The sequence below is a fragment of the Cytobacillus firmus DS1 genome (genome assembly GCF_000565285.1).
GTDB classification, from domain to species: domain Bacteria; phylum Bacillota; class Bacilli; order Bacillales; family Cytobacillaceae; genus Cytobacillus; species Cytobacillus firmus_A.
The window spans coordinates 1-25666 of record NZ_APVL01000021.1; the positions used below are offsets into that span (position 1 = coordinate 1).

A 25666-nucleotide genomic window follows, 5' to 3' on the forward strand; every position below is an offset into this window, starting at 1 on the left:
ATTCACCCTCTTCAGGCTTGCTCATCCACTCATCAAGCATTAGAGTATAGTCGCGATCATATGCCTTTTCTTTTGGTTCTACAATAAAAGAACCGTAAAGACCTTTATCCATTTGCTCAACAGCATTCTGATGGGTATGGTACATATATGTTCCAGGATCCTCCGGGGTGAATTCATATATGAAGGATTTACCCGGCTGTACCGCATTTTGTGTTACACCTGGTATACCGTCCATTTCATTTGGAACCTTAATCCCATGCCAGTGTATGGACACAGGTTCATCAAGTTCATTTTTAAGATTTATTTTTACTTTTTCTCCTTGCTTTACTCGAATTTGAGAACCGGGAACAGATCCATTGAATGTTAATGCATCCACACTTACACTCTCATTCAGTTGATGTTTGCCTTTTTTTGCAACAATGTTTATTTCATTTCCTGTCAGTGTTTCTGTGGCATTTGCAGGTTGCGGCCCCTCGGCCTTTTCTTTTTCATCTGTATTATTTTCTTCTTCCATGTCCATGGTCCCATGGTCCATTCCACTCATGCCGCTATTAGAACAGGCAGCAAGAAATAAGATAGAAAAAAGGAATATAGCAAGCAGTTTAAGTTTCATGACTGAATACCTCCTGTTATTATTCAAACAAATCATAATATAAATAAGTGCAGAAACTATGGATAAAAAATTCTTTGTATGAAATTTTCATTTAATGTAATTGACAATTGGAATTTAGTTAACAAATAATTCATATTTCTTTGCAGCCTCTTTAAAAATTTCGTTGTAAAAATAGAGTTAACGTAAATCATAAATAGGGGAGGCTGCGAGAATGGATAAATAGAGCAGACAAACATTCATTCCCAAATAGCTAAAAAGAACAAGGGGTTTATTTGCCATTTCAGTTTTTCCTCTAAGGTTGACAGCTTGCAACAACAGAGAAAGAGTGAATAGGAGTGCGATGGAAAGCTAAAGGAAACATCGCTGCGTCTCTTTATAAATTTTAGTTTAAGTAACATTAAGATGTTTTGTTAACCCTTTAGGAGGTATATACACATGTGAAATAATTTAAAGGAGGAAGGAAATGACCATCAAAATATTAAAAATTTCAGGGTTAAGTTTGGCATCACTCGGAATCGTTTTTTCAGCTGGGGGAGTTTCTGCAGATGCCCACAATACCGAAGTAAATTTGCAAGACAGTGCAAAGGTTAAAGAGGAATTGAAAGTTGAGAAAAATCTAGCTAAAATAGAGAAAAAAGTGAATGATATTAACGTTAAAATAGTTGGAATTAAAGCATCCCTTGTAGAACCCCCCTTATCTGCTGAAGAGGTCGAGAGATACAAGGAATATAAAGAAAAAATTGGCGATCTGCTTAATCGTTTAAATGCTGTGGAAAACCATTTAGAGGCCAAAACTAAAAATTCAGACAAACTGGATGCTTCCCAAGAAAGTATCGAAAAACTGATTAATGAAGTCCGCCTTAATGCTTTAGAAATCAGAGAAACAATTGAACTTCATTTTGCTGAGACAATGTCAAGTTCAGGTGAAGTTCCTGATAAACTTGGAGAAGCTGAGAATCCAGCTTTCGAAATAGGCAGTCAAGCTATAATTGAGGCAGATCATATGCCAGGCATGAAAGGGGCAGCCGCAACCATTGCAGGAGCATATGAGACTACTGCTTACTCTGTTACGTATTATCCAACGACTGGGGAAGAGCCGGTAAAAGATCATAAATGGGTCATCCATGAGGAAATTGAAAACGCCGGGGAAGAGCCTCTTAAACCAGGTGCAGAAGTTACCCTTAATGCAGATCATATGGAAGGTATGGACGGAGCAGCAGCGGTCATTGAATCAGCGGTCGAAACTACTGTCTATATGCTCGACTTTACTACCACAACCGGCGAAAAAGTAGATAAGCACAAATGGATCATTGAAAGTGAACTGGCTCCAATACAGCAGTAGTTCTTAGTTATTGAAAACATTTTAGGAAAGCCGATGTATACAAGCTTTTTTCATTGTATATATTCGGCTTTTTTAATTATATTACGATTTCTTTTAAATATCTTTTTCTAAAAACTCCTTACATATTGAATCTCTTCATAAATTCTTCATAATTTAATGTTATGAATGATAGGTGAACAAAATAGGATTTTCATTTCAGCAAACGGATTTGGCTTTTTCTTAGATAGGAAAGTGTTCACACGAATAGGGGTTTTAAAAATGTATGAGTTTTTCAGCATAATAAGCAACTTCTTTAGCCAGCCTTTAATTAATATTGGTTTGAGTACTAAAGACATACCCATAATATCAGCTTTTATATTGGGCCTTGTAGGAGCATTGGCACCCTGTCAATTCACAGGGAATTTGGGAGCCATTACATTATACGGCAGCAGGTCTATACAAAAAAACACCGCTTGGAAAGAAGTTCTGTATTTTACATTGGGTAAAATAGCCGTATTTTCAGGTTTTGGTTTATTAGTTTGGATATTCGGAAGTGAGATTAAGACCTCTTTGACCGTTTATTTTCCTTGGATAAGGAGAATTATTGGACCAATGTTTATATTGATCGGCTTATTCTTGCTGGGGTTCCTTAAATTCAGGAAATCAATATCACTAGGGGACTTTTTTGAGAGATTTAAAAAGGAAGGGAGAGTTGGAGCCTTCTTTATGGGAGTGAGCTTTAGCCTTGGTTTTTGTCCCACCATGTTCGTGCTATTCTTTGTCACTCTGATGCCAATGGCACTCTCAGTAAATTATGGGATGATATTGCCTCCAATCTTTGCAATAGGGACTTCTCTTCCTCTTATTATTTCTGTTTTTCTTATTTGGTATCTAGAGCTAGGAGGGAAGTTTATAAAAAAGGGGAGAAGATTAGGGGCAATCGTTCAAAAAATCACTGGTATGATCATTCTTATAATTGGAGTACTTGATACCATTACGTACTGGAGTCTATAAAAGGAATTTGTCGAGGGAATTTATTGCTTTAAAAGATAAATTAAGATGAGGTTAGAGAAATAAAGCAGATGAATTCCAAAAAATGAATGATATTATTATGTTAAAGTATGCGAACCGTCTAAACTTGAAAAGGGTAAAAGAAAAGGCCATCCCTGTAGTAATACAGAAGGGATGGGCCATTCTTCAGTTTACTGTACCATATCTTTAAATTAAGAATTGAAGTAATGACCAGCTCAATAAAAATAATGTGCTTCCGGAGGCTATTAGTATAGTAATTAGCTTTCTTTTTTCTTTAGCTTGAAGATGTTTATATTCTTTATAAGTAACTTTACCTATAGCAAATTGAAGCCCTGCTTCATCAGGTGAAACTAAATATTCTCTTCCATGAGCATCCTGCAGCATTACCTTTGTGATTAAAGGCAAAGCTTCTCCTTGCAGTAAATTAAGGTTACTTTCAATAGATGTATTTTCTTGAATCATCCTATACTGTCCATCAGCGGCAGCAATACCGACTATGTTATAAATGGAATGCCCCCTTATCTCTTCACACATTTTAAGGGCTTGTTGCTCAATGACATTATGAGTAAAGCACAATATTTTCACCTCATTATTAAAGGGTGTAAGAGGAGAGTTTTTATTATTTTTCGGTTTGTGCTATATATCAGCGTTGACCTCCAGATTTCTCTTTTTAAATCAATTATATGCACCATCAATTTCTACCGTGTGCACATAAATTTTACATAATTATTTATATGGTAAAAGTGAGAGTAATCTAAACAATTTATTTAATTTTAATGTCAATGATTATAAATAGTCAACATTCAAGCTATTTAACTATTATTAGTTCTCAATCGGAACAAAAGAGTTAAGAGGAATAAATATTTATCGAATGGAAAAAGACTAAAAGGAAATTTCATCTTACATGAGCTAACATCATATTTTCTGCACATTTTATAATTATAATATTGTAAATTGCTAAAGGAGGATTTTGTGTATGTTGAAAAAAGCATTCAAAAAATCAATGTTATTTGTATTGCTTGCTTCTCTTTTATTACTTTTGGGAGCCTGTACAAATGCAATTGATGAAAACGCAGAAAACAATGAAGGCACCGAGAATACAGAAGAGAGCAAAGACAATGAAGATATGGAAGGCATGGACCATGATAATATGGATGATGATATGGAAGGCATGGACCATGATAATATGAATATGTCTGGTTCAGGCGAAGTTCCTGAAGGTTTAGAAGAAGCAGCTTCACCAACTTATGAAGCTGGAAGCAAGGCCATTATTGAATCAGATCACATGTCAGGTATGAAAGGCGCTGAAGCTACCATAGTTGGAGCATATGATACTACAGTTTATACAATATCATACACTCCGACAACTGGCGGAGAGAGTGTGGAGGATCATAAATGGGTGATTCATGAAGAGTTAGAAGGGGTAGGAGAAGAGCGGCTTGAACCTGGAACAGAAGTTACTGTAAATGCTGAACATATGGAAGGCATGGACGGAGCAACAGCTGTAATTGACTCTGCTGAGCAAACAACTGTATATATGGTTGACTTCACTCCAACAACCGGCGGTGAAGAAGTGAAAAATCACAAATGGGTAACAGAAAGCGAGTTATCACCAGCTGAATAGATTTATAAACTTTAACTGAATAAAGACAGAACAAAAAGCCGATTCCAGATCAAGAATCGGCTTTTATATGGAACTGCTTTAAATCCTAAAATCAGAAAAAGAGTTTATTACTTGCCTGTCCATTAATACCCAACACCCCAAACGGTTAGTAAAAACTAATCAGCGGGAAATCCTGTCTTTCTCAACTTTTCCCGTATATTTCTAACATGCGAATCAATAGTGCGGTCTTCAATTGATACTCCATATCCCCAAACCGATTCAATTAAGTGATTTCTGGAGAAAACCTTGTTCCTGTTATTTATAAATAAATGTACCATCGCAAATTCCTTAGGGGTAAGCAAGATCTCTTTATCTTCAAAAAACAGTTCATAAGAATCAGGTTTAGGTTCGCGAATGGTACCTGCTATTGTTATAAAAGATAAAAGACTTCCAAGTTTCATTAAACGCCCAAAGATCTTTATCGGTTTTGAGGTGAATAAGGATAAAATATTACAATTGCTTAATGTCAAAAATAAATATGAGAAAAACTGATGCCAATTGTTGATGGTATATTCTGTATGAATGATAAGTGTGCAAGAGACGTAATTTCCATAAGCACAACTTGAAGAGGTAACTTATTGATACGTTTGATGGTTTTTCTAGTTTACATAATATATATTATAGGAAGTAATGAAATGAAATAAAAATACTGTCTCATTATCAAAGTATACTTAAGATAGTGAGACAGTATTAATTTTTTCATCAAATTAATTCTCCTGGTTTAATTTGCATTTATAGAATTTTGAAATGAATTTATTTACAGCCAGATTCATTTTCACTAAATTCTTGGTATTATGTTCTGATGCTTGCTGATATTAGTTTAATCCTTATTTAAGGGATATTTTTGAAGATTTATAAACCCCTCTTATATTTTATATTTAACTAATTTAGTTTACATAATATTATTACGCGCAACCTTTATCTAAACTTATTCACTATCCTGTGTACTATTAAAGAATATTTCTGCCTGATCTTTATTTTCCTTTCCATTGTTATTTTCTTTTTCACCCATTTTCCCATCAGATTCATAACTTAATTCAAATGTATTCTCTGGTTCCTTTTTCATTTCGATCGCTCCATTGTTTTGATATTTAGTACAGTGTCTTTTACATTTAATAAATGCGTTTTCAACAACACCAGAACATGAGTTCCCTGAATACTTTTCACACTGGCATCAGTGCGGCAGTTAAATACTTTCTGGGTGTCCCGTAATAAATCAGCTTGCTGAATTCCGGATAAATAGATTCAAAGTAAATAAAGATTGGCGAATCAAGCAGCCATGGATAGTTGGAATAAAAAGACCGGTCTCCATAAACCATCGCTGTCAGCGCCAGATCCAATTCTTTCTGGAAAATGAGAAACCTTATTTTTGAGTATTGCTGATCAAATTCCCCCCTGCTGATATATACCCTTCCGCTCAGCACATACTGGCCCATTTGCGGAATCCATTCAGCAAGAACTTCATCACGCATTTTAGGATTAATTGCTTTAAAATCATAGCATCCGCCTATTGCCAAAAATAATTCTCCAGTTGCATCTGAGTGTGTAAGTGTATATTTCCTGCTGTCTACTGGTCTGAATTCCGTCGCAGGAGGCAAATATTTAACCGACAGCTTAGATGGATTAAATTTGCTCACAAGAAGCGTCCCCCCTATACAAATTTCCTTATGCTCAGTATATGGCGGCCAGAGAGAAACGTGACAAACGCCCAGTCATTAACGCTTGCGGGAATTCATTTTCATGACTTTGGTATCTTTTAATTTCCATTTCCCTTCTTCATACAGCCAAAAGGACTCTACAAAGGCAATGGTATCTGCATTATATGCTCCGCTTATTCTCTGAACTCCCATTAACCCCTCTTTCCCTTCAACAGGGATGATCTTCAAAGTGCTATATGGATTTACCATAAGCTCAGTTGGCTCGCTAAGCTTTCCGTTTACATACATACCGAGCCGTTCATACTCTTTACTCCGGTCCCGTAAATCAAACGTATATGATTGTTTTGTATCCTGGATGCTGATATTTGCTTTGTAGCCATTTTCAAATTGACTATTGATTACTAAAGGATCTGGAACAGACAGGTCAATCAACTTAAAGTCCTTTAAAGTATATAAATAAAAATTCGACAGGCCACCGCTTCCACCAGTTGGAATAATAATATACATATCTTTGATGGAATCATGGTTTAAATCTTCAAACTGTATTTGAGGTTCATAGCCCCCCTCAAGCTCCGCTTTATACGTATTGCCGTCTGAAGCCTTAACTTCGAGTGATATCTCTTTTAAAAATGAGGCGCCTTCCTCATAATAGACACCCTTAATATAGACAGTATCTGCCTTATTATCACCGGTAACATCCACTTTCTTTTTTGACAGCGATACAGTCTTTTGTTCCTGTTCACCTGCATATACACCGGTTATAGCGGATAAAGACATAAAAAAGAAAGCAGCAAACGCAAAAAGCAATTCCTTCTTCATTTACGCATCCTCCCTATTTTTTTATTATCTTGCCCAATTTTGGAAATAACATGTAAAATCACAAAAAACCTCCTATCCTAAGGATAAGAGGCTGTAATAAATAAATTATTTAGCTGCTTTTTTTAAAGCATTTTCTTTAGTTTCCCAGGATTCAATCCCTTTCAGACCTGGGATAGAATCAGCATAAAACACAGGGTCTTTTCCTTCTTTCCTCTGTGCCTTATAATCCTTCAATGCAGCGAATGCAATTTTCCCGAGCATTGTTATGGCAATCAGGTTTATTAAAGCCATAATGCCCATAAATAAATCTGCAAGGCCCCAAACTGTTGCCAGGTCGACTAAAGCTCCAAAGATGACCATGCCGATTACGCCAATACGATAAATGAATATTGCCAATGGGCTTTCCTTGATGAACTCAATGTTCGTTTCCCCATAATAGTAATTGCCAATAACAGAACTAAATGCGAAAAGAAAAATTGACACCGCCACAAAAATTGGAGCCCATGTGCCGATATGAGACGATAATGCGGTTTGGGTTAATTGGATACCTGAAAGATCAGGTGATGTATAAGCTCCTGAAAGGATAATCATAAATGCAGTCGCAGAACAAATTAAGATCGTATCTACAAATACACCTAAAGTCTGAATTAACCCCTGTTTAACAGGGTGAGTAACAGCAGCCGTTGCAGCTGCATTAGGTGCACTTCCCATTCCGGCTTCATTGGAGAATAATCCCCTTTTAATACCCATCATGACAGCAGCACCCATTGCCCCTCCAAAGGCCTGATCCATACCAAATGCACCTTTAACGATCGTTGCAATAAGATTTGGCACTTCAGTAATATTCATAATCACAATTACAATGGCAACAATTAAGTAAATAACAGCCATTATCGGAACAATAACTTGTGATACATAGGCTATTCTCTTAATTCCTCCAAAAATGATAACAGCCGTTAAAACAGCAAGAATTAACCCAATGGTCAAACGGCTTGTCCCAAATGCTTCATTGAAGGCTAATGAAATTGTGTTGGATTGGACTGAGTTGAATACAAGCCCAAAGCAGAAAGTAATGATGACAGCAAACAAAATGCCCATCCATCGTTTGTTAAGTCCTTTTTCCATATAATAAGCAGGACCGCCGCGAAACCCGTCTTTATCTTTGACCTTATAGATTTGCGCTAATGTACTCTCAACAAAACTTGAGGCTGCGCCTAAAAAGGCAATGACCCACATCCAAAACACGGCACCTGGTCCGCCAGCTGCTATTGCTGTAGCCACGCCAGCCATGTTGCCGGTCCCTATCCTGGAAGCAGCACTGATCGTAAATGCCTGGAAGGAAGAAATCCCTCTTTTTCCTTCTGCTGATACCATGGTTTTATCTCCAAGTATCCGAACCATTTCTCCAAAATAACGGAATTGTACAAATTTGCTTCTTAGACTGAAATAGAGGCCTAAAATGATAAGTACTGCAATTAAAATATAAGTCCAGACAATATCATTTAGAAAGCCTACAGCTGAATTTAAACCTTCTAAAAATAAATTCATTCATTTACCCCCTGTTTCTTATTTTGCGGCATTTATTATCTCACTAAAATAACACCTCTTCTAATCTATCAAAAGAATTTTTAATAGACAAGACGAATATTCATTCCAATGCCTTAAAAACACAATAAAATCTTGTTCTAAAAGAAAAAAGCCAAAATTTATATTCCCCTGTAAACGGATCTTCAAACGTTTTCAAATAATAATTTATTCGGTTTTTATACAAAAATATATAATGAATCCCCCTGTCATTAACAGGGGGATTCACTAGGCTTATTCAGCAGAGACATCTGCAACATTTTTAGTTTCTTCAACCTTCCACATGCATTTTGCTTTGCCGCTTTCGGAATCGTCAATGATGAACGATCCATTTGAATAGCGGTCATTAAAACGGATTGCTGAAGCATTAACTGCTTCTATATGGCCTTTTTCTGTTTCAATATATATGTCATCTTTACTGCGGACAATTACACACCCAACGATACGATGAGGGTTTGATTTCAATTCACGAAGCATCACTACGCCTCTCTTGGCACGGGAGGTGCGTTCAAATTCAGTCAGCTTCATTTTTTTAATGGAACCCCGCTGTGTAACAATCACAACAGCCTGTTCTTTCGTTTCCTCTATAAGCTGGGCACCTGTAACAAAGTCGCCGTCTTTGAGATTGATGCCTTTAACTCCAGCAGCCCTTGCCCCTACAATGCTGACCTCTTCCTCGTGGAACCAGAGGCCATATCCCTGGTGGGTCGCAAGGAAAATTTCCTTGGTGCCATCAGTTAAATAAACGTCAAGAACTTCATCATCGCCCTTTACATTGACAGCAACGAGCGGTTTAGAATATCGCTGTGCCTTATATGATTTCAGCTCGGTTTTCTTTACCATGCCGTTCTTCGTCATGAACAGAAGATATTCTTCCGTTTCAAAATCTTTTACAGGAATGGCACGGACAATCGATTCATTCCGGTCAATTGGAATGATATTGGCAATATGCTGGCCAAGATCTTTCCAGCGGATATCCGGCAGCTGGTGAACAGGGCAGTACAGATAGTTGCCTTTATTCGTAAATACAAGGAGAACATCAGTTGTATTCATATCAAGCTGGGCAATAATTCTGTCTGAATCCTTCATGCCGAAATCCTGTCCGTTAGAGGCGGCAAACGATCTCTGGCTGGTACGCTTGACATAGCCTTCCTTCGTTACCGTAACAATAACATCTTCACTTGCTACCAGAACTTCAAGATTGATTTTGATTTCCTCGATTTCCGCTTCAATTCTAGTACGGCGTTCATCCGCAAAGCGCTTTTTAACATCCCTTAACTCTTTTTTAATAACCGAGAGCAGCTTCTTCTCGCTTTCGAGAATAGCCTTAAGCTCGCCGATTAGCTTAGCAAGCTCCTCGGCCTCTGCTCTTAAGGCGGTTATATCGGTATTTGTTAAGCGATATAGCTGCAAGGAAACAATTGCTTCTGCCTGAGGTTCAGTGAACTCAAACTTTGCAATCAGATTATCTTTCGCATCCCGTTTGTCTTTAGAAGCGCGGATCGCTGCAATCACTTCGTCCAGGATAGAAAGAGCCTTCATGAGTCCCTCAACGATATGCTGGCGTGCCTCGGCTTTTTGCAGCTCAAACTGGGATCTGCGTGTGACAACCTCTTTACGATGGCCTATGTAAGCATCCAGCAATTCTCTTAACCCCATTAATTTCGGGTGGCGATTGTGGATGGCGACCATATTGAAGTTATATGGAATCTGCAGATCGCTGTTTTTGTACAGGTAATGAAGGACGCCTTCAGGATCTGCATCCTTTTTTAACTCGATCACAATACGGAGGCCGGTCCGGTCTGTTTCATCACGGACTTCCGCAATGCCTTCCACTTTCCGGTCAAGCCGGAATTCATCAATCTTCTTAACCAGATTGGCTTTATTCACTTCATAAGGAATCTCAGTGATGACGATCTGCTTTTTCCCTCCGCGCAAATCCTCAAATTCAGCCTTTCCGCGGACAATGATTTTGCCTCTTCCTGTCTCATAAGCTTTTTTAATTCCATCGATTCCCTGGATAATGCCTCCAGTAGGGAAGTCCGGCCCTTTAATATGCTCCATCAGATCATCTATGGAACAATCAGGCTTATCCATTCGTAAAATAACACCATCAATAATCTCATTCAGATGATGGGGCGGAATATCAGTTGCATATCCCGCAGAGATGCCTGTCGAGCCATTGACAAGCAAATTCGGATAAACTGCCGGCAAAACGGTTGGCTCATTGGACGTATCATCAAAGTTCGGGATGAATTCAACCGTTCTTTTCTCAATATCTCTCAGCAATTCGGAAGAAAGGGGAGATAAACGGGCTTCTGTATAACGCATAGCTGCTGGAGGATCTCCATCGATGCTCCCGTTATTGCCGTGCATTTCCACAAGAAGGTTACGGACCTTCCAATCCTGGCTCATCCGCACCATCGCATCATAAACTGAAGTATCGCCATGCGGATGATAATTGCCGATTACATTCCCAACTGTTTTAGCGGACTTTCTAAAGCCCTTTTCATGTGTGTTGCCTTCTACGTGCATGGCATAAAGAATCCGTCTTTGAACAGGCTTTAACCCATCACGTGCATCAGGAAGGGCACGATCCTGAATAATATATTTACTATAACGCCCAAAGCGGTCGCCTAATACATCTTCAAGAGGAAGGTCCCTGAATTTTTCAGCAGAACTCATGAGTCAACACCCTCCTCCTCTAGTACTGAAATATTTTCATTTTCAAGTATGCTTCCATCTTCTTCAAGGCCGAATGCCACATTCGATTCGATCCATTTGCGCCGGGGTTCAACCTTATCGCCCATCAAGGTGGTCACACGGCGTTCAGCTCTGGCTGCATCATCAATTTTGACGCGGATCAATGTGCGCGACTCCGGATCCATAGTTGTCTCCCACAGCTGGTCAGCATTCATTTCCCCAAGCCCTTTGTAGCGCTGGAGCATATAGCCTTTACCCACTTTTTTAATCGTATCCTGAAGATCATCATCACTCCATGCATACTCAATCACTTCTTTTTTGCCTGACCCCCTGCTGACTTTATATAAAGGAGGCAGCGCAATGAATACCTTTCCTGCTTCAAGCAGAGGTTTCATATACCTGTAGAAGAACGTGAGCAAAAGCACCTGGATATGCGCTCCATCAGTGTCGGCATCTGTCATGATGATTACCTTATCATAGTTGACATCATCCAGATTAAAATCCGCGCCAACACCTGCCCCAACGGCATGGATAATGGTATTGATTTCTTCATTTTTAAAGATATCCGCAAGCTTTGCTTTTTCTGTATTAATTACTTTACCTCTAAGCGGAAGAACAGCCTGGAAGCGCCTGTCCCGTCCCTGTTTGGCAGAACCGCCGGCAGAATCACCCTCAACCAGATATAATTCATTTCTTTGAGGGTTCCGCGATTGTGCCGGAGTCAGTTTTCCGGAAAGCATGGCTTCCGATTTTTTCCGCTTCTTTCCGCTTCTTGCTTCCTCACGTGCTTTACGGGCAGCTTCTCTTGCCTGGAAAGCTTTTATCGCCTTTTTAATTAACAGAGAGCTTGTCTCAGGGTTTTCTTCAAGGAAATAAGACAAATGTTCGGAAACAACTGAATCAACAGCAGATCGTGCTTCACTGGTCCCCAGTTTGCCTTTCGTCTGGCCCTCAAACTGCAGAAGCTCCTCAGGAACACGAACAGAGATTATCGCAGTGAATCCTTCACGCAGATCCGCTCCATCCAGGTTTTTATCTTTTTCCTTCAGAAGATTCACTTTGCGGGCATATTCATTAAAAGCCCTTGTCATCGCAGTTTTGCTCCCGGCCTCATGCGTACCGCCGTCCTTTGTCCGGACGTTGTTGACGAATGAAAGGACATTTTCAGAGTAGCCATCATTGAATTGAAAAGCAAAATCCACTTCAATTGCATTGCTTTCGCCTTCAAAGCTTACGACAGGGTGCAGAACATCCTTTTCTTCATTTAAATATCCTACAAATGCTTCTATACCGTTTTCATAGTGAAAAACGTCATGAAAATCATTACGCTCATCTATAATTTCTATTTTCATTCCTTTTAAAAGGAATGCAGACTCACGAAGACGCTCGCAAAGCGTTTCGTAATTATATGTGGTTGTCGAAAAAATCGACGGATCCGGCTTAAAGTGAATGGTAGTCCCTGATTGATTTGTCTTGCCCGTTTTTTCCAGTGTAGTCACCGGCTTGCCGCCCAGCTCGAAACGCTGTTCATATACAAATCCGTCACGTTTAATTTTAACCACAAGCCATTCGGAAAGGGCGTTGACGACAGATGCGCCAACACCATGAAGCCCGCCGCTCGTCTTATAGCCTCCCTGGCCAAACTTTCCCCCTGCATGAAGGACAGTTAATATGACTTCCGGAGTCGGCTTGCCCATTCTATGCATACCTGTAGGCATTCCGCGTCCTTTATCTTGTACACTAATAGAATTATCTTTATGTATTCTGACAATGATATGATCCCCGTAACCTGCCAGTGCTTCATCGACAGCATTATCGACAATCTCATATACAAGATGGTGCAAACCCCTTGCATCCGTACTTCCAATGTACATCCCAGGGCGTTTTCTAACCGCTTCAAGCCCTTCGAGTACCTGTATGGCATCATCATTGTAGTCAAAAGCTTCCTGATTTCTTGCCACGAACATACCCCTTTCATTTCCTGCAAAAAACACTTGCCGCCGAAAATCACGGCATTGGAACACCCCTATAAGAATTCGGCTGTACAGCCATTTTCTTTGTGAAAAAACAATATTCGAACAGGTGTTCTACATTTATATTTTACCATATAAATTTGGATGGTCTATGCTTTATTTTATCTATTTATTTGGTTTTGGCAAATAAGATCTTGAGATTTAAGAGATTTATCATGATTATTTCCGTTACACGAACCCTTTATTTACAGGGATTCTATAAAAAATAAAAAACATGAGATCTTGAAGAGACCTCATGCTTTAGTTTACTTTGTCAGAGCATGTTCAACTTTAATGCAGCGGTCCATGATGACAATGTACCCTTTTTCTTTTAGAAAATCATATGCTTCCTGGTTTGCCACTCCGAGCTGAGCCCAGAAAATATCAGCATCTATTTCAGCAGATTCCCGTGCGATTTCCGGAAGAAACTCAGACCGCCTGAATACATTAACGATATCCACATGCCCCTCGATGTCTTTAAGACTGGGCACTGCCTTAACACCAAGTACTTCATCAACAGACGGATTAACCGGAATGATTTCATAGCCCGCTTTTTGCATTGCCTCTGATACCATATAGGATGTACGTTCAGGATTTCCGCTTAATCCTACGACAGCAATCCGCTTTGCCTTTTTTTAGAGGACACCGATTTCGTCCCTGCTTGGGTTTTCAATAGCCATTTTGTTCCCTCCATTTTATCTGGTTAATTATATTTTACCTAAAAACACAAAAGCACACTAACTTATTGCTCTTATACCCGAATATCAAGCTTATAATAATCAATGATCTCTCAACTTTAAACCCGGCTTTTTTATAAATAGACAGCGCTTTCTCGTTTGCTGTTCCTGCACAAAGCTTAATGATTTTGGCTTCACAATTGCCCTTTACTATATTTTACCATAAAAAAACCGGTTGATTTGCTTTCAGCCGAATTAGAAGATTAATAAACTGCTGTCTCTAATCTCTTGAGCAGCCTTTTTATGCTGCTGTTCGCTTCTTTTAAAACAACTTCTTTATCAACTGTGTTCAGCTTCCTATTTTCCATCACCAATTTACCGTTGACAATGGTAGATTCTACATCTGCACGAGTGGCAGAATAGACTATCCTCGAGATGGTGTCGATATCAAATGACGGATATACATGAAAGTCATTAAGATTAAGAATAGCAAGATCTGCTTTCTTTCCGGGCTCCAGACTTCCGATTTCCTGTTCCATTCCAACTGCCTTTGCTCCGCCGATTGTCGCCATTCTGAAGACGGTTCTTGCATTCATTGCAGTTGGGCCGTGCACAGGCTTCTGAATGAGGGCAGCCAATCTCATTTCATTAAACATATCCAGATTGTTATTGCAGGGAGCCCCGTCAGCCCCCAGGCTGACAAAAGCCTGCTGATCCAATAAGGAGGGAATCTCCGCTACACCAGATGCCAGCTTTAGATTGGATCCCGGACAATGGCTGACCTTTACGCCCCGCTCTTTAATGATTCTTTTTTCTTCTTCATTAAGCCAAACACAATGAGCCAGTATCAGCCTTTCATTGGCAAGGCCAATGCTGTCAAGATAGACTACATTCCGCATACCCAGTTCTCTTTCGACAAGGAGAATTTCATTGGCGTTTTCCGATGCATGAGTATGAACTCTAACATTGTACTGTGCTGAGAGATCTCTGACGTTTGTCAACAGTTCCTCTGTGCAGGAAACGACAAATCGGGGACAGAAGGCATATTGTATTCGCCCATTATCACGGTTATGCCATCTTTCAAGGAGATCCACGCTTTGCTGGATGGATTTGGAGGTATTTTCTCTTAATGGAACAGGGACCTCATCCCCTTTATCCATCATGACCTTTCCGGCGAGTGCCCGTATTCCGCTTTTGGCAATGGCCTGAAATGCATATTCGGTATGATTAACGGTTTCCATGTCCACTACAGTTGTTGTTCCGCTCTGGAGCAATTCGCCAATTCCGAGCATGGCAGAATAATAGATGGACTCTTCATCATGTGATGCCTCAAGCGGCCAGATCTTCTGCTTTAGCCAATCAAGCAGCTCCAAATCATCAGCCTGCCCGCGGAATAATGTCTGGCACAGATGGATATGTGTCTGAATGAATCCCGGAATGATCGTCTTTCCGGTGGCATCGATTACTTTATCGGCTTTATGTGATAAGTTCTGTCCAATTTCGGCAATACGGTCATCTACAATATATAAATCCCCGAAAATGATTTCTTCAGCTGCATTCATTGTAATAATTTCAGCGTTTTTTATCAGAATACTGCTCAATTTCTTCCTCCCCCTCGCATTGGACTGACTTCTGACGGCTCCAGCTTTCCATATGACATAATAAGCTGTCTGTAAAATTGAATAGAGCGCTGATATGCCGCCAGACTAACCCACTCATTTGGCTGATGTGCCAGCTTTTCATCACCTGGGCCATAAATCAAGGTAGGAATTTCACTCCTAGGATTAAGTACGGCACCATCTGTATAGTAGGACACCCCGTAATGGTCCGCTTCCGATTCGCCCTTTACCATCTGCGCAATTTGAATAATGTCTTGAGCTGGATCAGTTAAAATAGATGGACGGTCAAGAAGGGTTTCAATACTGTACTTATAAATTTCACCCTGATCCAATAGAACATCCAGTTTGGATTTTAGCTTTTTTATAAAATGGAAATGGGATTGAGGGGGAACCGTTCTAATATCTGCTCTGATGCTGCATTTATCTGGAATGACATTGGTCTGCAATCCTCCTTCAATCATGGTAACAGCCAGGCTGCTTTGTCCGAGGGGCTTCTTTTCTGTCTTCCATTCAATTTTCATTTCATCCAATACCCTGATTATTTTCAGCATGTGATCTACTGCATTGATTCCCTGTTCCGGCATGGAACCGTGAGAGGTTTTTCCATAAGCTGTGATCTCAAGCCAAAGGGCTCCCTTATGGCCAATCACAATTTTTTCATTTGTCGGTTCAGCAATGACAAGTGCATCAATTTTTCGGCCATCATTTTCTTTTAAAAATGTCCTGGCACCGCAGCTGTCGACTTCTTCCCCGGCTGTTGCCAGAAAGGTTACGTCAGCAGGCAGATCAGTATGGGTGAGATACAGCTCCTCCAAAGCCAGGAACATTGCTGCAAGGCCGCTTTTCATATCAGAAGCTCCTCTGCCATAAATCCGGCCATTTGCGATTTCCCCTGAAAAAGGGGAGTGTACCCATTCTCCTGTTCCAGGGGAAACTGTATCCATATGGCCGCATAAGAATAGCTGTTTACCGCTTTTTCCGGGAAGCGTAACTTCAAAATTGCTTCGGGTCTCATCAAGCATGGTCACCTTAAAAGGCAGACCTTTTTCTTTGCATCTATTAATAAAAGCTTCAGTCACTAAATGCTCGTTTCCGGGCGGATTGGAGCTGTCAATTTGGAGCAGATGCTGAAGAAACTGAATATCATTCATGAATCTGCCTCCATAATTTGCATTTTAATAGGGGTCACTTTAAACCCATTAACAGGCGCCATGTCCTGGGAACACGTTGTACAGGCAATGACTACATCGCACAGTGCTTTCAGCCTTATGTAATCGCCTGGCTTGGAAAGGGGTTCTGCAATGACATAATCCCCAACATCATCAAGGACATTATTCATAAAGATATTAATGGGATCCGGAATAACCGGGGGATGAATATTATACTTTTTCAATGCATTCGCAATATTATCATGGCAATTAGGGTGGTCCTCTTTATCGAAATCAACTTTGTAGCGGTAATAATCACATGCCGGAAAGAAGAAATCATGTTTTCCAACAGTATCTTCCAACAGCTGCATTAGCGGACGGCGGCGGTTGCTGTAAAGCCAGTCTCCCGTTTTAAGCCGTATGCTGCTTAGTGAAGCGCGCATATGGACAGGTGAAACATGTTCCCCGGGATCTTCATAGTTAAAGCAGACGAAATCCCCTACCTGTTTTCCTTCCATATCAATAATAATCAGATCTTCCCCTTTGTGTATCAGTGCGCTTCTTCCTTCATACGGCGGGATAATAATTTCGTCCCGGATCTTGCCTCTGTTAAAAACCTCTTTCATTTGATCACCAGCCTTTGTTGTTATTCAATGAAAACTGCAACCGCACGAATCGGAGACCCCGTACCTTTCCGAATTCTGAGCGGGAGTCCGAAATATAGAAATCGCATGCCTGCGATCTGGTCGAGATTGCAGAGATTTTCCGTATTGGTTATTCCGTATTCACGGCAAATAAGATGTCCGGAGTACTTAGGATCATCCGGATGGTCAATGGCCGGAGCATCAATGCCTATATTGACTGCACCTTTATCAGCCAGCCATTTTGCTGCCTGATAATCCAGGCCGGTATACGTGGTGAGCCATTTGTCGGTACCATAAGACCGATTGTAATGGCCTGTATAAAGGAGGACGATATCTCCTTTTTCAATAAACTTCTGTGATTTCTTCAGTGCATCCTCGAGATCACGGTCAGTTATATATTGATGAGGCTGGATGTGGGATACATCAAGGCAAACTGCCGGCCCGTAAAAATACTCAAGCGGCATTTCATCGATGTATTGGCCGTTAGGATCATACTCATAAGTTGCATCACTATGAGTTGGACCATGTTCATTGATTAATAGATTATTAGTAGCAAACATAAATCCAATTTGCTTTTCACTTTCTTCGTGGGAGATATTCGGGAAGATCATTGTTTTCTGATGAAGGGGAAAAACAGGCATCCCCTGATAAATTTCCTGTGTTAAGTCGACAAGCTTAACTCCCATGCTATTCCTCCTTTACCTGCTGTATAAATGAAAAGCGGCAGAGAACGCCGCTTTAATGATCAATTAATAATGGTCGGAATGACCTCGAACTTATCTACATCAATAAGCCCCATATCCGTAATTTTCCATTTAGGGCTTGTTACCAATGACCAGAATGATAAATGCATAAAGGGAACTTCCATACCGCAGCCAAGAACTTCTTTGGCAAGCTGCGACAGTTCATCGACCTTTTCACTCATTTCTTTCCCAGTTAATTCATCTGTCATTAAACCGCCAATCCGGAGAGGCAAATCACCTACTAATTTACTATCCTTTATCATGGCTATTCCGCCATCCATGGCAATAACACGGTTCACCGCCATGGCCATATCTTCGTAGTTAGTTCCTGTAACAATGATATTGTGTGTATCATGAGCAACACTTTCTGCTATGGCTCCGCTTTTCAAATCAAATCCATGCAGAAACGTCTTGCCAATTTTTCCGGTTCTGCCATGGCGCTCAACAACCAAGAGAGGCAGAACATCCTGCTTTAGGCACGGCTGCACAATGCCTTCTTTGACATTCAGCGTATATTCGCTTCCGCCGGTTAAGTTCTGGAAAGGTATCGCTTCAATTGCCCTTACTTTTGCACGGCTGCCTGGAGCTTCAATAGCAAGTTCCTTCACTGTTACAGGCTTCCTCTTCACTGACTTTTTCACACTTTCCGGATATATGTAAGGAGCAATATCTATAGTTAATTCGCCTTTTTCAGCTGCTTTTTTCCCTGCCAGGTATACCTGATCAATTGTCATATTGTTCAGATCGCTAATCACAACAACATCTGCTCTTTTCCCAGGTGCAATTACCCCCACATCCTTAAAGCCAAAGTGGGTGGCCGGATTAATGGTCGCCATTTGGATGGCTTCCACTGGATCAATCCCAACTGCAATCGTTCTGCGGACGATATCATTCATATGTCCGTAATTTAACAAATCAGCAGGCACCATATCGTCCGATACAAGGATTGCACGGCGGGAATCCAGCCCATCCTCTGTTATCGCACGAATACAGTCTGCCATATTCCTTTGGGAAGAGCCTTCACGCATGAACACACTTACGCCATTGCGCAGCTTTTCGACTGTTTCTTCTTTCGTCGTAGTTTCATGGCAGGACACATGATTCCCTCCGCTGATAATATGGGCGGCAAGCTCTTTACCAAACAATCCAGGGGCGTTCCCTTCAACGGTTTTTCCTATGCTGTTTGCATATGAAACTGCAGCAACAAGGTCGTCTATTAATTCCGGTGCATGCTCATATACGGGACCGATATTACTGAAGCTTTGAATCTCCCCAATTCCCTGCACATATGGGTCTGCCAGGAGCTCTTTCATATCCTTTGATGTCACATCAAAGCCGGATGTTTCAAGTCCTGGAGCATCAGGCACAGCACAAGGCACCGTGAATAATACCCGGTTTGGAAGTGTCTTAGCTTCTTCAATCATTGCCTGCATTCCGTGAACACCAAGGACGTTCCCTATTTCATGCGGATCACCTATCAGCGTGGTGGTTCCTGTCGGAATGGAAAGCTTGGAGAATTCCGTACAAGTCAGCATCGCACTCTCAAAATGCATATGAGAATCAATGAACCCTGGACAGACGAATTTCCCCTGAATGTTTTCAACTATCGTTTTTGGCCCAATTAAGTCTTTTGCGTCCCCTGCCATTAAAATATATTCGCCTTTCATCGCGACGTCTGCTTCATAGATCTCACGGGTGATCACATTTATAAAGTATCCCCCTTTCAGGACTACATCGGCATACTGGCTGGGATCAAGCAATACATCAATAAGCTTGCGGTACTGCACTGCCTTTTTGATATTTTTTGCATCCATTTATTAACCCCCTGTTTCCATTCCTTCTACACTGTCAATAATTCCGATAATGGCAGCATCGATAGGAGCATCTTTATTCTGAACTGCTCTTGATGCCATGCTTCCAGTCACATAGATGACTTTCTCGCCAATGCCGGCACCAACAGTATCAACGGTTATAATGGGGTTCGGTAACATTGAGCCGTCCAATCCTATAGGCTGGGTAATTAATAGTTTTGTGCCCACCAGATTATCATCTTTTCTTGTGGCAGTTACACGGCCAACCACTATTCCCAATTGCATAAAGACCTACTCCTTAAAGTAAAATAATATCGATCTTAAGTTCCTTTGCTGTATCTCTTGCCAAGGGGGTTATGATAGCCCCTTTTGGAACAGTTAGCTGATCAAGCTTGCTCAAATAGGCAAACCGGACTGTCTCATCGGAAATAACTGTTTTCTTCATTTGCTGAACAGTAAAGTCAGTCCCATCATTTAAATCTATTAATCTTATGCCAAGCATCTTTAGCTCTGCCATCTGCCCATTAAGTTTTCTTTTTAATAAGTCCGGACCTTTATCCATTCCTTTCAATTTCCAATATTGGCTGAAAGGATCACCTCCAGCCTTCAAAGCCGTGACCCGTTTCCCTTTTAATAAAGCCTTTAGTATGATCCTCACCAAAGGCCTTTGTTCGTTTAGGGTTAATAGATCTGTTATCAAAGAAAATGAAAGAATAGGCAAAAGGATGTCATCAAAATGATCGAGTAGCTGATCATTAATCAATGAAGCAGAGATCCAATCGTCATTCCCTGTCAAAAAAACTAACTCCTCAAGCGGAAATTGGGTTAGCATTTCTTCTTCAGCGGCCATTCTAAGTGTAATATCTTCCTGTATTAACTTTTGCAAGTAAGAAAATCCCGGTTCCATTCCAATCATATGAGAGGTTAATAGAGCCAGGATATGTGGTTTTCTGCCTCTGCTTTTTTCGTTACGCATGTAAAGCTCCTGCAGAGTGTTTTTTGCCATAACACTCTGCTTTTTGCTAATCATACTTATTCACCGATATTTTTTGATAATAGAGCTCTTTCAACTTCGCTGTGCGGTCTTGGAATGACATGGACTGAGATGAGTTCTCCTACTCTGCTGGCAGCTTCAGCACCTGCATCAGTGGCAGCTTTAACGGCTCCGACATCTCCTCTGACCATAACTGTTACAAGACCAAATCCCACTTTTTCATATCCGCAGATCTCCACATTTGCTGCCTTAACCATTGCATCCGCTGCCTCTACTGCGCCAACAAGGCCTTTCGTCTCGATTAATCCCAATGCTTCACCCATTGTGTGTTTCCTCCTTAAGTTTATTAAACTGATGGTTTATCATTATCATTTTCATCAGGTTCAATTTGTTTTTTAACTTGCTTTTTTTCATGTGGCTTATCTACGGATTTAACCTCTTTTTCAGCACCTGCTTCCGGATGCATGTCTTTCAGTTTGAAATTCGGAAGCAGCTTCCCTGCCACTTCACTGTGTGCACGCGGGATGACATGAGCAGAAATTACTTTTCCTATTCTCTCTGCTGAACTCACACCGGCATCGACTGCGGACTTTACAGCCGCAACATCACCGTTAAAATGGATTGTGACGCCAAGGTAGCCATCCACTCCTATTACTTTTTCAATTCCTACAATTTCTACATCTGCTGCTTTTACGGCTGCATCTGCTGCAGAAACTGCTGTTGAATAACCAACGGTTTCAATCAAACCCAATGCTTGCAACTGAAGAATCCTCCTCCTATGAAATTGTCAGAGCGGCTAAATTTTCAGGAATTTTTGTGTTGATCTGTGGCTGTGCTGCTGGCCCTGGCCTTATTTAATCCTGTCGAATTCCTTACAAAGCTTATCCGTGATACGGGATACCTCATCAAACTGACCGTGAAGAAGCACATATTTCTTCTCTATTAAAAAATGGATGTGTTCGGCCGGACTTTTTTTCATGTTCCGGTCAAGGAGCAAAATACCCGAATAATAGTCAATACCTTCTATGACAGCGACACCCCCAACTGTCGAATTAAGCCCCAATTGTTTTGTAAGCCATGGACTGGGGGACTTTTCTGTATATGCTGTAATGGGTTTAAATGATTTTTGGGAAAGTTTTTTGAAGAAGCTCTTTAAAGCGTTTAACAGTATTCCATCATTTTCTTCATAAAGCTCCAGCGAAAAGGATTGCCTGCTGCTTTTGTCCCATGACAGGCAATATTTTAAAGAAGGAAACTCTCTTAAAAGGTCATTCAGTAAAAAAAGCTGTCCGGGCGAACATTTTTCTGAAGTAACTACCCCGATTGACCTTGTTTTTAATTCCCGCTGAAAGGAGCCTTCCAATGTGGGGTGAAGATCTGAGAACAGCCAGACTTTCAAACCCTCAGGCGTTTGTCCGACAAGCTGGCTTTCTCTTGCATTTCGGCCAGGTTTTGTTTCAGCAGAAACCCGCTGTTTCCCTTGTGCCAGGGACAAGGTCTGAAGCTGTGCAATTTTTTCTTTAGCGGAAGGCTTGGGTGAAGAAAGTGAAACTGTCTGCCTTCTAACGTTCGGGTGTGGATTAGCAGCCTTGGATGAGTCTGCATGATTAACAGCTATTCTTTTATTCATTTTTTCCTTCTGATAATTTGGCCGGTTTATACCCGGTATACCCGACTTCAATCCCGGCTGGCTGCGGGGCGGGGGAAAACTGGGAGCTCCATTAATAGGATTCTCTTTTTGCTTGCTGTAGGGCTTCATTACTTCTTCTACAACACTTTTAATAAAGTCAGACACACATTATGCACCTCCACTTTTGACACATGCTCTTATAAAATTTTACGAAGTTCTGAATGAGGTCGGGGTATTACATTTGCCGAAACCAGTTCTCCTCCAGCCAAGGTATGAGCAGTCTTCCCAACCTCAACAGCAGCTGTGACAGCTGCCACATCCCCTTCAATAATGACGGTGACAAGACCGGATCCGACTCTCTTTAAATCAACTAAGCTGACATTTGCTGCTTTTGCCATTGAGTCCAGAGCTTCAATAGCTGCTGTCAATCCTCTTGTTTCTATCAGACCAATTGCCTTCATTTTGGACCTCCTCTACTGCAAAAGCTTAAAGATAGTCTTCGAGATTCACTTCAATGGGGATTGAAGTCCTTCTAAATAACTCTTCTTTTCCAAGCGGATAGGTTGCGTCGATGCCCATCTTATCACTGATTCCTTTTAAATGATGGGAAGACTCGAGCGGTGATCCCTTCGCACCCTGAACGATAAAAATGTCATCCCCCGCCTGTACTCTTGTCGCTATAGCCCATTCAACATCATCCGAATCAAAGATATCGACGTCATCATTCACAACAATCACATGCTTTAAATCCTTATCGCTAGCAAAAGCTGCCAGTGCTGCCTGTTTTCCGTCACCATCATGTTTCTTCTCAATTTGTATGACTGCATGATAGCGGGCCACCCCGCCCATCGGGATATGTACCGCTTTGATATTTGGAACAACCTGCCTGACGGTGCTAAAAAGTGTGGCTTCCCTGACAAGCGCCATTGGCAGCCTTTCTTCATAGCTTGATGGAAAAATAGTCTGTGAGATAGCATTATTACGGTAAGTAACGGCTGAAAATTCTACTATCGGCTGAGGAGTTCTGGTGCCATAATAACCTGCCAGTTCGCCAAACGGCCCTTCCAGTTCTCTTTCATATGGGAGCATTTTGCCTTCCAGAACGATTTCCGCATCTGCCAGTACTTCCAAATCCACCGTTTTGCACTGAACGACATCCAGAGACTGGCCAAGCAGTGCACCTGCTACATCCAATTTGTCGGTATGATACAAATGTGTACTGATCTGAGAACTTAAGACAACAGCTGGAACGACACCAAACATAACAGCCACTTCCATCGGTTCGCCAATGCTTTCATAATGGGCATATTGCTCCATCAGCTCCGGGGAGGTTATGAGAATGTTTGTTCGATTACCGCCAAGGTATTGCATCCTGCGAATCGAGGTATACCTTTTTCTGCCGGATAAGTCATTAACCACCAGAATTCCTGCTACATAATAAGCACCTGAGTCTTCAGCATGATAGGTTGGGATAGGAAACAAATCTGCCAGATCAAATTCCCCGGTTACAAGGTTCTCCTGAACAGGACCAGTTTGCCTTAAGGTTGTCGGAATAGGATTAACAATTGATTCGATGATTTTAGGAATAAGTTCAGATGAGGAGATTCCCATGCTGTCTGCCACCAGCTCTCTATCTCCTCCCAAACCGGCAGCCATGGCAGATTGATAGCCTTTGATTTTTTCAAATAAAAAAGGCTGTCTTCCATTTCTCGTATTAATCACTGCTCCCAGTTCGTAGAGTGGGTCAACCTCTTTTTTCACCCGATGAAGAAGTCCCCTGCTTTCCCATCTGTCCAACAAAGCCCTCATTGTTACAGGGTTCATGTCTTTTCCCCCCATCTCTCCAAGAGCTCATGGTCAATATCCAGCATGTCCAGTATCCTTGCCACCATAAAGTTGGCCAGCTCCCAAATTTCGGTCGGCTTATGGTAAAAGCCTGGTGATGCAGGCATAATGCATGCACCGCTCTCAGCAAGAAGAGTCATATTGCGAAGATGAATTAAATTAAAAGGAGCCTCTCTCGGAACAATAATAAACTTTCGATTCTCCTTCAAAACAACACTGGCAGCCCTGCTTAGAAGCGTATCGCCAACCCCGTTCGCAATCGCACCCAATGTATTCATCGAACATGGCACGATCACCATTCCGTCTGTTTTAAAGGATCCGCTGGCAACCGCAGCGAAAAGATTCCGGTTGCTGTGGATAGCGGCATACTCCTTCAGCTCGTCCATCTTGACCCCGCATTCAAATTGCATTACTTTTTCTCCCATCTCCGTAGCAATTAAATGCGTTTCGATCTCTAATTGATGAAGAGCGCGGATCAGTGTATATGCATACAATGATCCGCTTGCTCCGGTTATGCCCACTAAAATTCGTTTTTTCCTTGGAACTTGAGAAGAGTTAGACAACGGATTCGTCTTGGGAGAATTTCTTTTTAGCCAGTTCTTTGTATTCTTCTGTTGATAATATATCTCCGAAAATGTCAATGTCCCTTAGACCTGATACGTGCATATCATCATCCTGCGAAGCGGTGGCATCTGATACGCAAATCACATTATAGCCATGATACAAGGCATCAGAGGCGGTACTGCGTACACATACATTGGTCCAGACTCCAGTAAGGACGACCGTATCAATTTCTTCTTCTCTCAGGAAGAGATCAAAATCAGTATAACTGAATGCACTATGCCGCCTCTTTTGGACCACATAATCTCCTTTGCTCTCATCGGGCTGAAGCTCTGGAATGAACTCCGAACCCCAGGTTCCTTTTACTGCATGGACAGGTCTTACACGGAAATCCCGGTCATTCTTTCTGTGAGCTTCCTGAACATGCACAACCTGAATATTGTGATTATGTGCGAATTCAATAAGTTCTTGAATTTTAGGAACAATTTTTTCGCCATTTTCACACCTTAATGCTGCTTTTTCGCCGATAAAGTCGTTTAACATATCTATAATGACTACACAGTGCTTTTTTCCCCTAAGTTCCAATCCC

Annotated in this window: 26 protein-coding genes and 1 pseudogene; 3 read left to right on the forward strand and 24 right to left on the reverse strand. The window is 41.1% G+C overall.

Annotated features, from left to right (window positions below):
- The coding region (locus PBF_RS20340; protein WP_035332353.1) for a multicopper oxidase domain-containing protein at nucleotides 1-613 on the reverse strand (613 nt) is incomplete at its 3' end.
- 844 nt (nucleotides 614-1457) lie between these two features.
- On the opposite strand from PBF_RS20340, the gene PBF_RS20345 reads away from it, so the two are divergent.
- Together PBF_RS20345 and PBF_RS20350 are read left to right on the forward strand one after the other, a co-directional pair.
- On the forward strand, nucleotides 1458-1955 hold the full coding sequence (locus PBF_RS20345) for a YdhK family protein (protein WP_430515290.1): 498 nt from the start codon (nucleotides 1458-1460) through the stop codon (nucleotides 1953-1955).
- Between the two features lie 258 nt (nucleotides 1956-2213).
- Nucleotides 2214-2948, forward strand: coding sequence for a sulfite exporter TauE/SafE family protein (locus PBF_RS20350; protein ID WP_035332355.1), 735 nt, complete (start codon nucleotides 2214-2216; stop codon nucleotides 2946-2948).
- 204 nt (nucleotides 2949-3152) lie between these two features.
- Here PBF_RS20350 and PBF_RS20355 read toward each other — a convergent pair whose 3' ends face one another.
- The gene (locus tag PBF_RS20355) at nucleotides 3153-3542 is read right to left on the reverse strand and encodes a hypothetical protein (RefSeq protein ID WP_035332357.1); all 390 of its coding nucleotides are present in this window, start codon (nucleotides 3540-3542) and stop codon (nucleotides 3153-3155) included.
- Nucleotides 3543-3942: 400 nt separating this feature from the next.
- Between PBF_RS20355 and PBF_RS20360 the strand changes: the two genes are divergently transcribed.
- On the forward strand, nucleotides 3943-4590 hold the full coding sequence (locus PBF_RS20360; RefSeq protein WP_035332359.1) for a YdhK family protein: 648 nt from the start codon (nucleotides 3943-3945) through the stop codon (nucleotides 4588-4590).
- Nucleotides 4591-4745: 155 nt separating this feature from the next.
- Here the strand turns inward: PBF_RS20360 and PBF_RS25975 are convergent.
- The 22 genes and pseudogenes from PBF_RS25975 to PBF_RS20465 form a co-directional block, all read right to left on the reverse strand.
- Nucleotides 4746-4973 (reverse strand): annotated as a pseudogene (locus PBF_RS25975) (winged helix-turn-helix domain-containing protein); the annotation flags it as partial.
- A 584-nt stretch (nucleotides 4974-5557) separates the two neighbouring features.
- Entirely contained in the window at nucleotides 5558-5695 is a 138-nt protein-coding gene (locus PBF_RS26585) for a hypothetical protein (RefSeq protein WP_200870074.1), read from the reverse strand.
- A gap of 97 nt (nucleotides 5696-5792) precedes the next feature.
- Nucleotides 5793-6266, reverse strand: a complete 474-nt coding sequence (locus PBF_RS20370) for a staygreen family protein (RefSeq protein WP_035332361.1) — start codon at nucleotides 6264-6266, stop codon at nucleotides 5793-5795.
- Nucleotides 6267-6344: 78 nt separating this feature from the next.
- Nucleotides 6345-7106, reverse strand: a complete 762-nt coding sequence (locus PBF_RS20375) for a hypothetical protein (RefSeq protein ID WP_035332363.1) — start codon at nucleotides 7104-7106, stop codon at nucleotides 6345-6347.
- A 105-nt stretch (nucleotides 7107-7211) separates the two neighbouring features.
- Nucleotides 7212-8654, reverse strand: coding sequence for an alanine/glycine:cation symporter family protein (locus PBF_RS20380; protein WP_035332365.1), 1443 nt, complete (start codon nucleotides 8652-8654; stop codon nucleotides 7212-7214).
- A gap of 270 nt (nucleotides 8655-8924) precedes the next feature.
- Nucleotides 8925-11375, reverse strand: a complete 2451-nt coding sequence (gene parC / locus PBF_RS20385; protein ID WP_035332368.1) for a DNA topoisomerase IV subunit A — start codon at nucleotides 11373-11375, stop codon at nucleotides 8925-8927.
- The gene (parE, locus tag PBF_RS20390; RefSeq protein ID WP_035332370.1) at nucleotides 11372-13354 is read right to left on the reverse strand and encodes a DNA topoisomerase IV subunit B; all 1983 of its coding nucleotides are present in this window, start codon (nucleotides 13352-13354) and stop codon (nucleotides 11372-11374) included. Before parE ends, parC begins: the two co-directional genes overlap by 4 nt.
- Nucleotides 13355-13671: 317 nt before the next feature.
- Entirely contained in the window at nucleotides 13672-14025 is a 354-nt protein-coding gene (locus PBF_RS20395) for a CoA-binding protein (protein WP_235192298.1), read from the reverse strand.
- Nucleotides 14026-14345: 320 nt separating this feature from the next.
- Nucleotides 14346-15683 carry a 5'-deoxyadenosine deaminase gene (locus PBF_RS20400; protein WP_035332372.1) on the reverse strand — a complete coding sequence of 446 codons (1338 nt, stop codon included), beginning with the start codon at nucleotides 15681-15683 and terminating at the stop codon, nucleotides 14346-14348.
- The gene (locus PBF_RS20405; RefSeq protein ID WP_035332373.1) at nucleotides 15680-16852 is read right to left on the reverse strand and encodes a M20 family metallopeptidase; all 1173 of its coding nucleotides are present in this window, start codon (nucleotides 16850-16852) and stop codon (nucleotides 15680-15682) included. Before PBF_RS20405 ends, PBF_RS20400 begins: the two co-directional genes overlap by 4 nt.
- Entirely contained in the window at nucleotides 16849-17475 is a 627-nt protein-coding gene (locus tag PBF_RS20410) for a DUF1989 domain-containing protein (protein WP_035332375.1), read from the reverse strand. The genes PBF_RS20405 and PBF_RS20410 overlap by 4 nt, the downstream gene beginning before the upstream one ends.
- A gap of 20 nt (nucleotides 17476-17495) precedes the next feature.
- Nucleotides 17496-18179 (reverse strand): cyclase family protein, encoded by a 684-nt coding sequence (locus tag PBF_RS20415; protein ID WP_035332377.1) that lies wholly within the window; start codon nucleotides 18177-18179, stop codon nucleotides 17496-17498.
- 59 nt (nucleotides 18180-18238) lie between these two features.
- Nucleotides 18239-20050, reverse strand: a complete 1812-nt coding sequence (locus tag PBF_RS20420) for an adenine deaminase (RefSeq protein ID WP_035332379.1) — start codon at nucleotides 20048-20050, stop codon at nucleotides 18239-18241.
- 3 nt (nucleotides 20051-20053) lie between these two features.
- Nucleotides 20054-20332 (reverse strand): EutN/CcmL family microcompartment protein, encoded by a 279-nt coding sequence (locus PBF_RS20425; RefSeq protein WP_035332387.1) that lies wholly within the window; start codon nucleotides 20330-20332, stop codon nucleotides 20054-20056.
- 13 nt (nucleotides 20333-20345) lie between these two features.
- On the reverse strand, nucleotides 20346-21053 hold the full coding sequence (locus PBF_RS20430) for a hypothetical protein (RefSeq protein ID WP_235192297.1): 708 nt from the start codon (nucleotides 21051-21053) through the stop codon (nucleotides 20346-20348).
- Between the two features lie 26 nt (nucleotides 21054-21079).
- Nucleotides 21080-21364: a BMC domain-containing protein gene (locus tag PBF_RS20435; protein WP_009334686.1), complete on the reverse strand. Its 285-nt coding sequence runs from the start codon at nucleotides 21362-21364 to the stop codon at nucleotides 21080-21082.
- Nucleotides 21365-21387: 23 nt separating this feature from the next.
- Nucleotides 21388-21801 carry a BMC domain-containing protein gene (locus tag PBF_RS20440; protein WP_035332393.1) on the reverse strand — a complete coding sequence of 138 codons (414 nt, stop codon included), beginning with the start codon at nucleotides 21799-21801 and terminating at the stop codon, nucleotides 21388-21390.
- Nucleotides 21802-21891: 90 nt separating this feature from the next.
- The gene (locus PBF_RS20445; RefSeq protein ID WP_035332395.1) at nucleotides 21892-22836 is read right to left on the reverse strand and encodes a hypothetical protein; all 945 of its coding nucleotides are present in this window, start codon (nucleotides 22834-22836) and stop codon (nucleotides 21892-21894) included.
- Between the two features lie 32 nt (nucleotides 22837-22868).
- Complete coding sequence (locus PBF_RS20450) at nucleotides 22869-23132, reverse strand: BMC domain-containing protein (protein WP_035332397.1); 264 nt, start codon at nucleotides 23130-23132, stop codon at nucleotides 22869-22871.
- 25 nt (nucleotides 23133-23157) lie between these two features.
- On the reverse strand, nucleotides 23158-24495 hold the full coding sequence (locus PBF_RS20455; RefSeq protein ID WP_035332399.1) for a UbiD family decarboxylase: 1338 nt from the start codon (nucleotides 24493-24495) through the stop codon (nucleotides 23158-23160).
- Nucleotides 24492-25079, reverse strand: coding sequence for a UbiX family flavin prenyltransferase (locus tag PBF_RS20460; RefSeq protein ID WP_430515289.1), 588 nt, complete (start codon nucleotides 25077-25079; stop codon nucleotides 24492-24494). Before PBF_RS20460 ends, PBF_RS20455 begins: the two co-directional genes overlap by 4 nt.
- On the reverse strand, nucleotides 25072-25662 hold the full coding sequence (locus PBF_RS20465; RefSeq protein ID WP_035332403.1) for a cysteine hydrolase family protein: 591 nt from the start codon (nucleotides 25660-25662) through the stop codon (nucleotides 25072-25074). The genes PBF_RS20460 and PBF_RS20465 overlap by 8 nt, the downstream gene beginning before the upstream one ends.
- Nucleotides 25663-25666 lie beyond the last annotated feature (4 nt).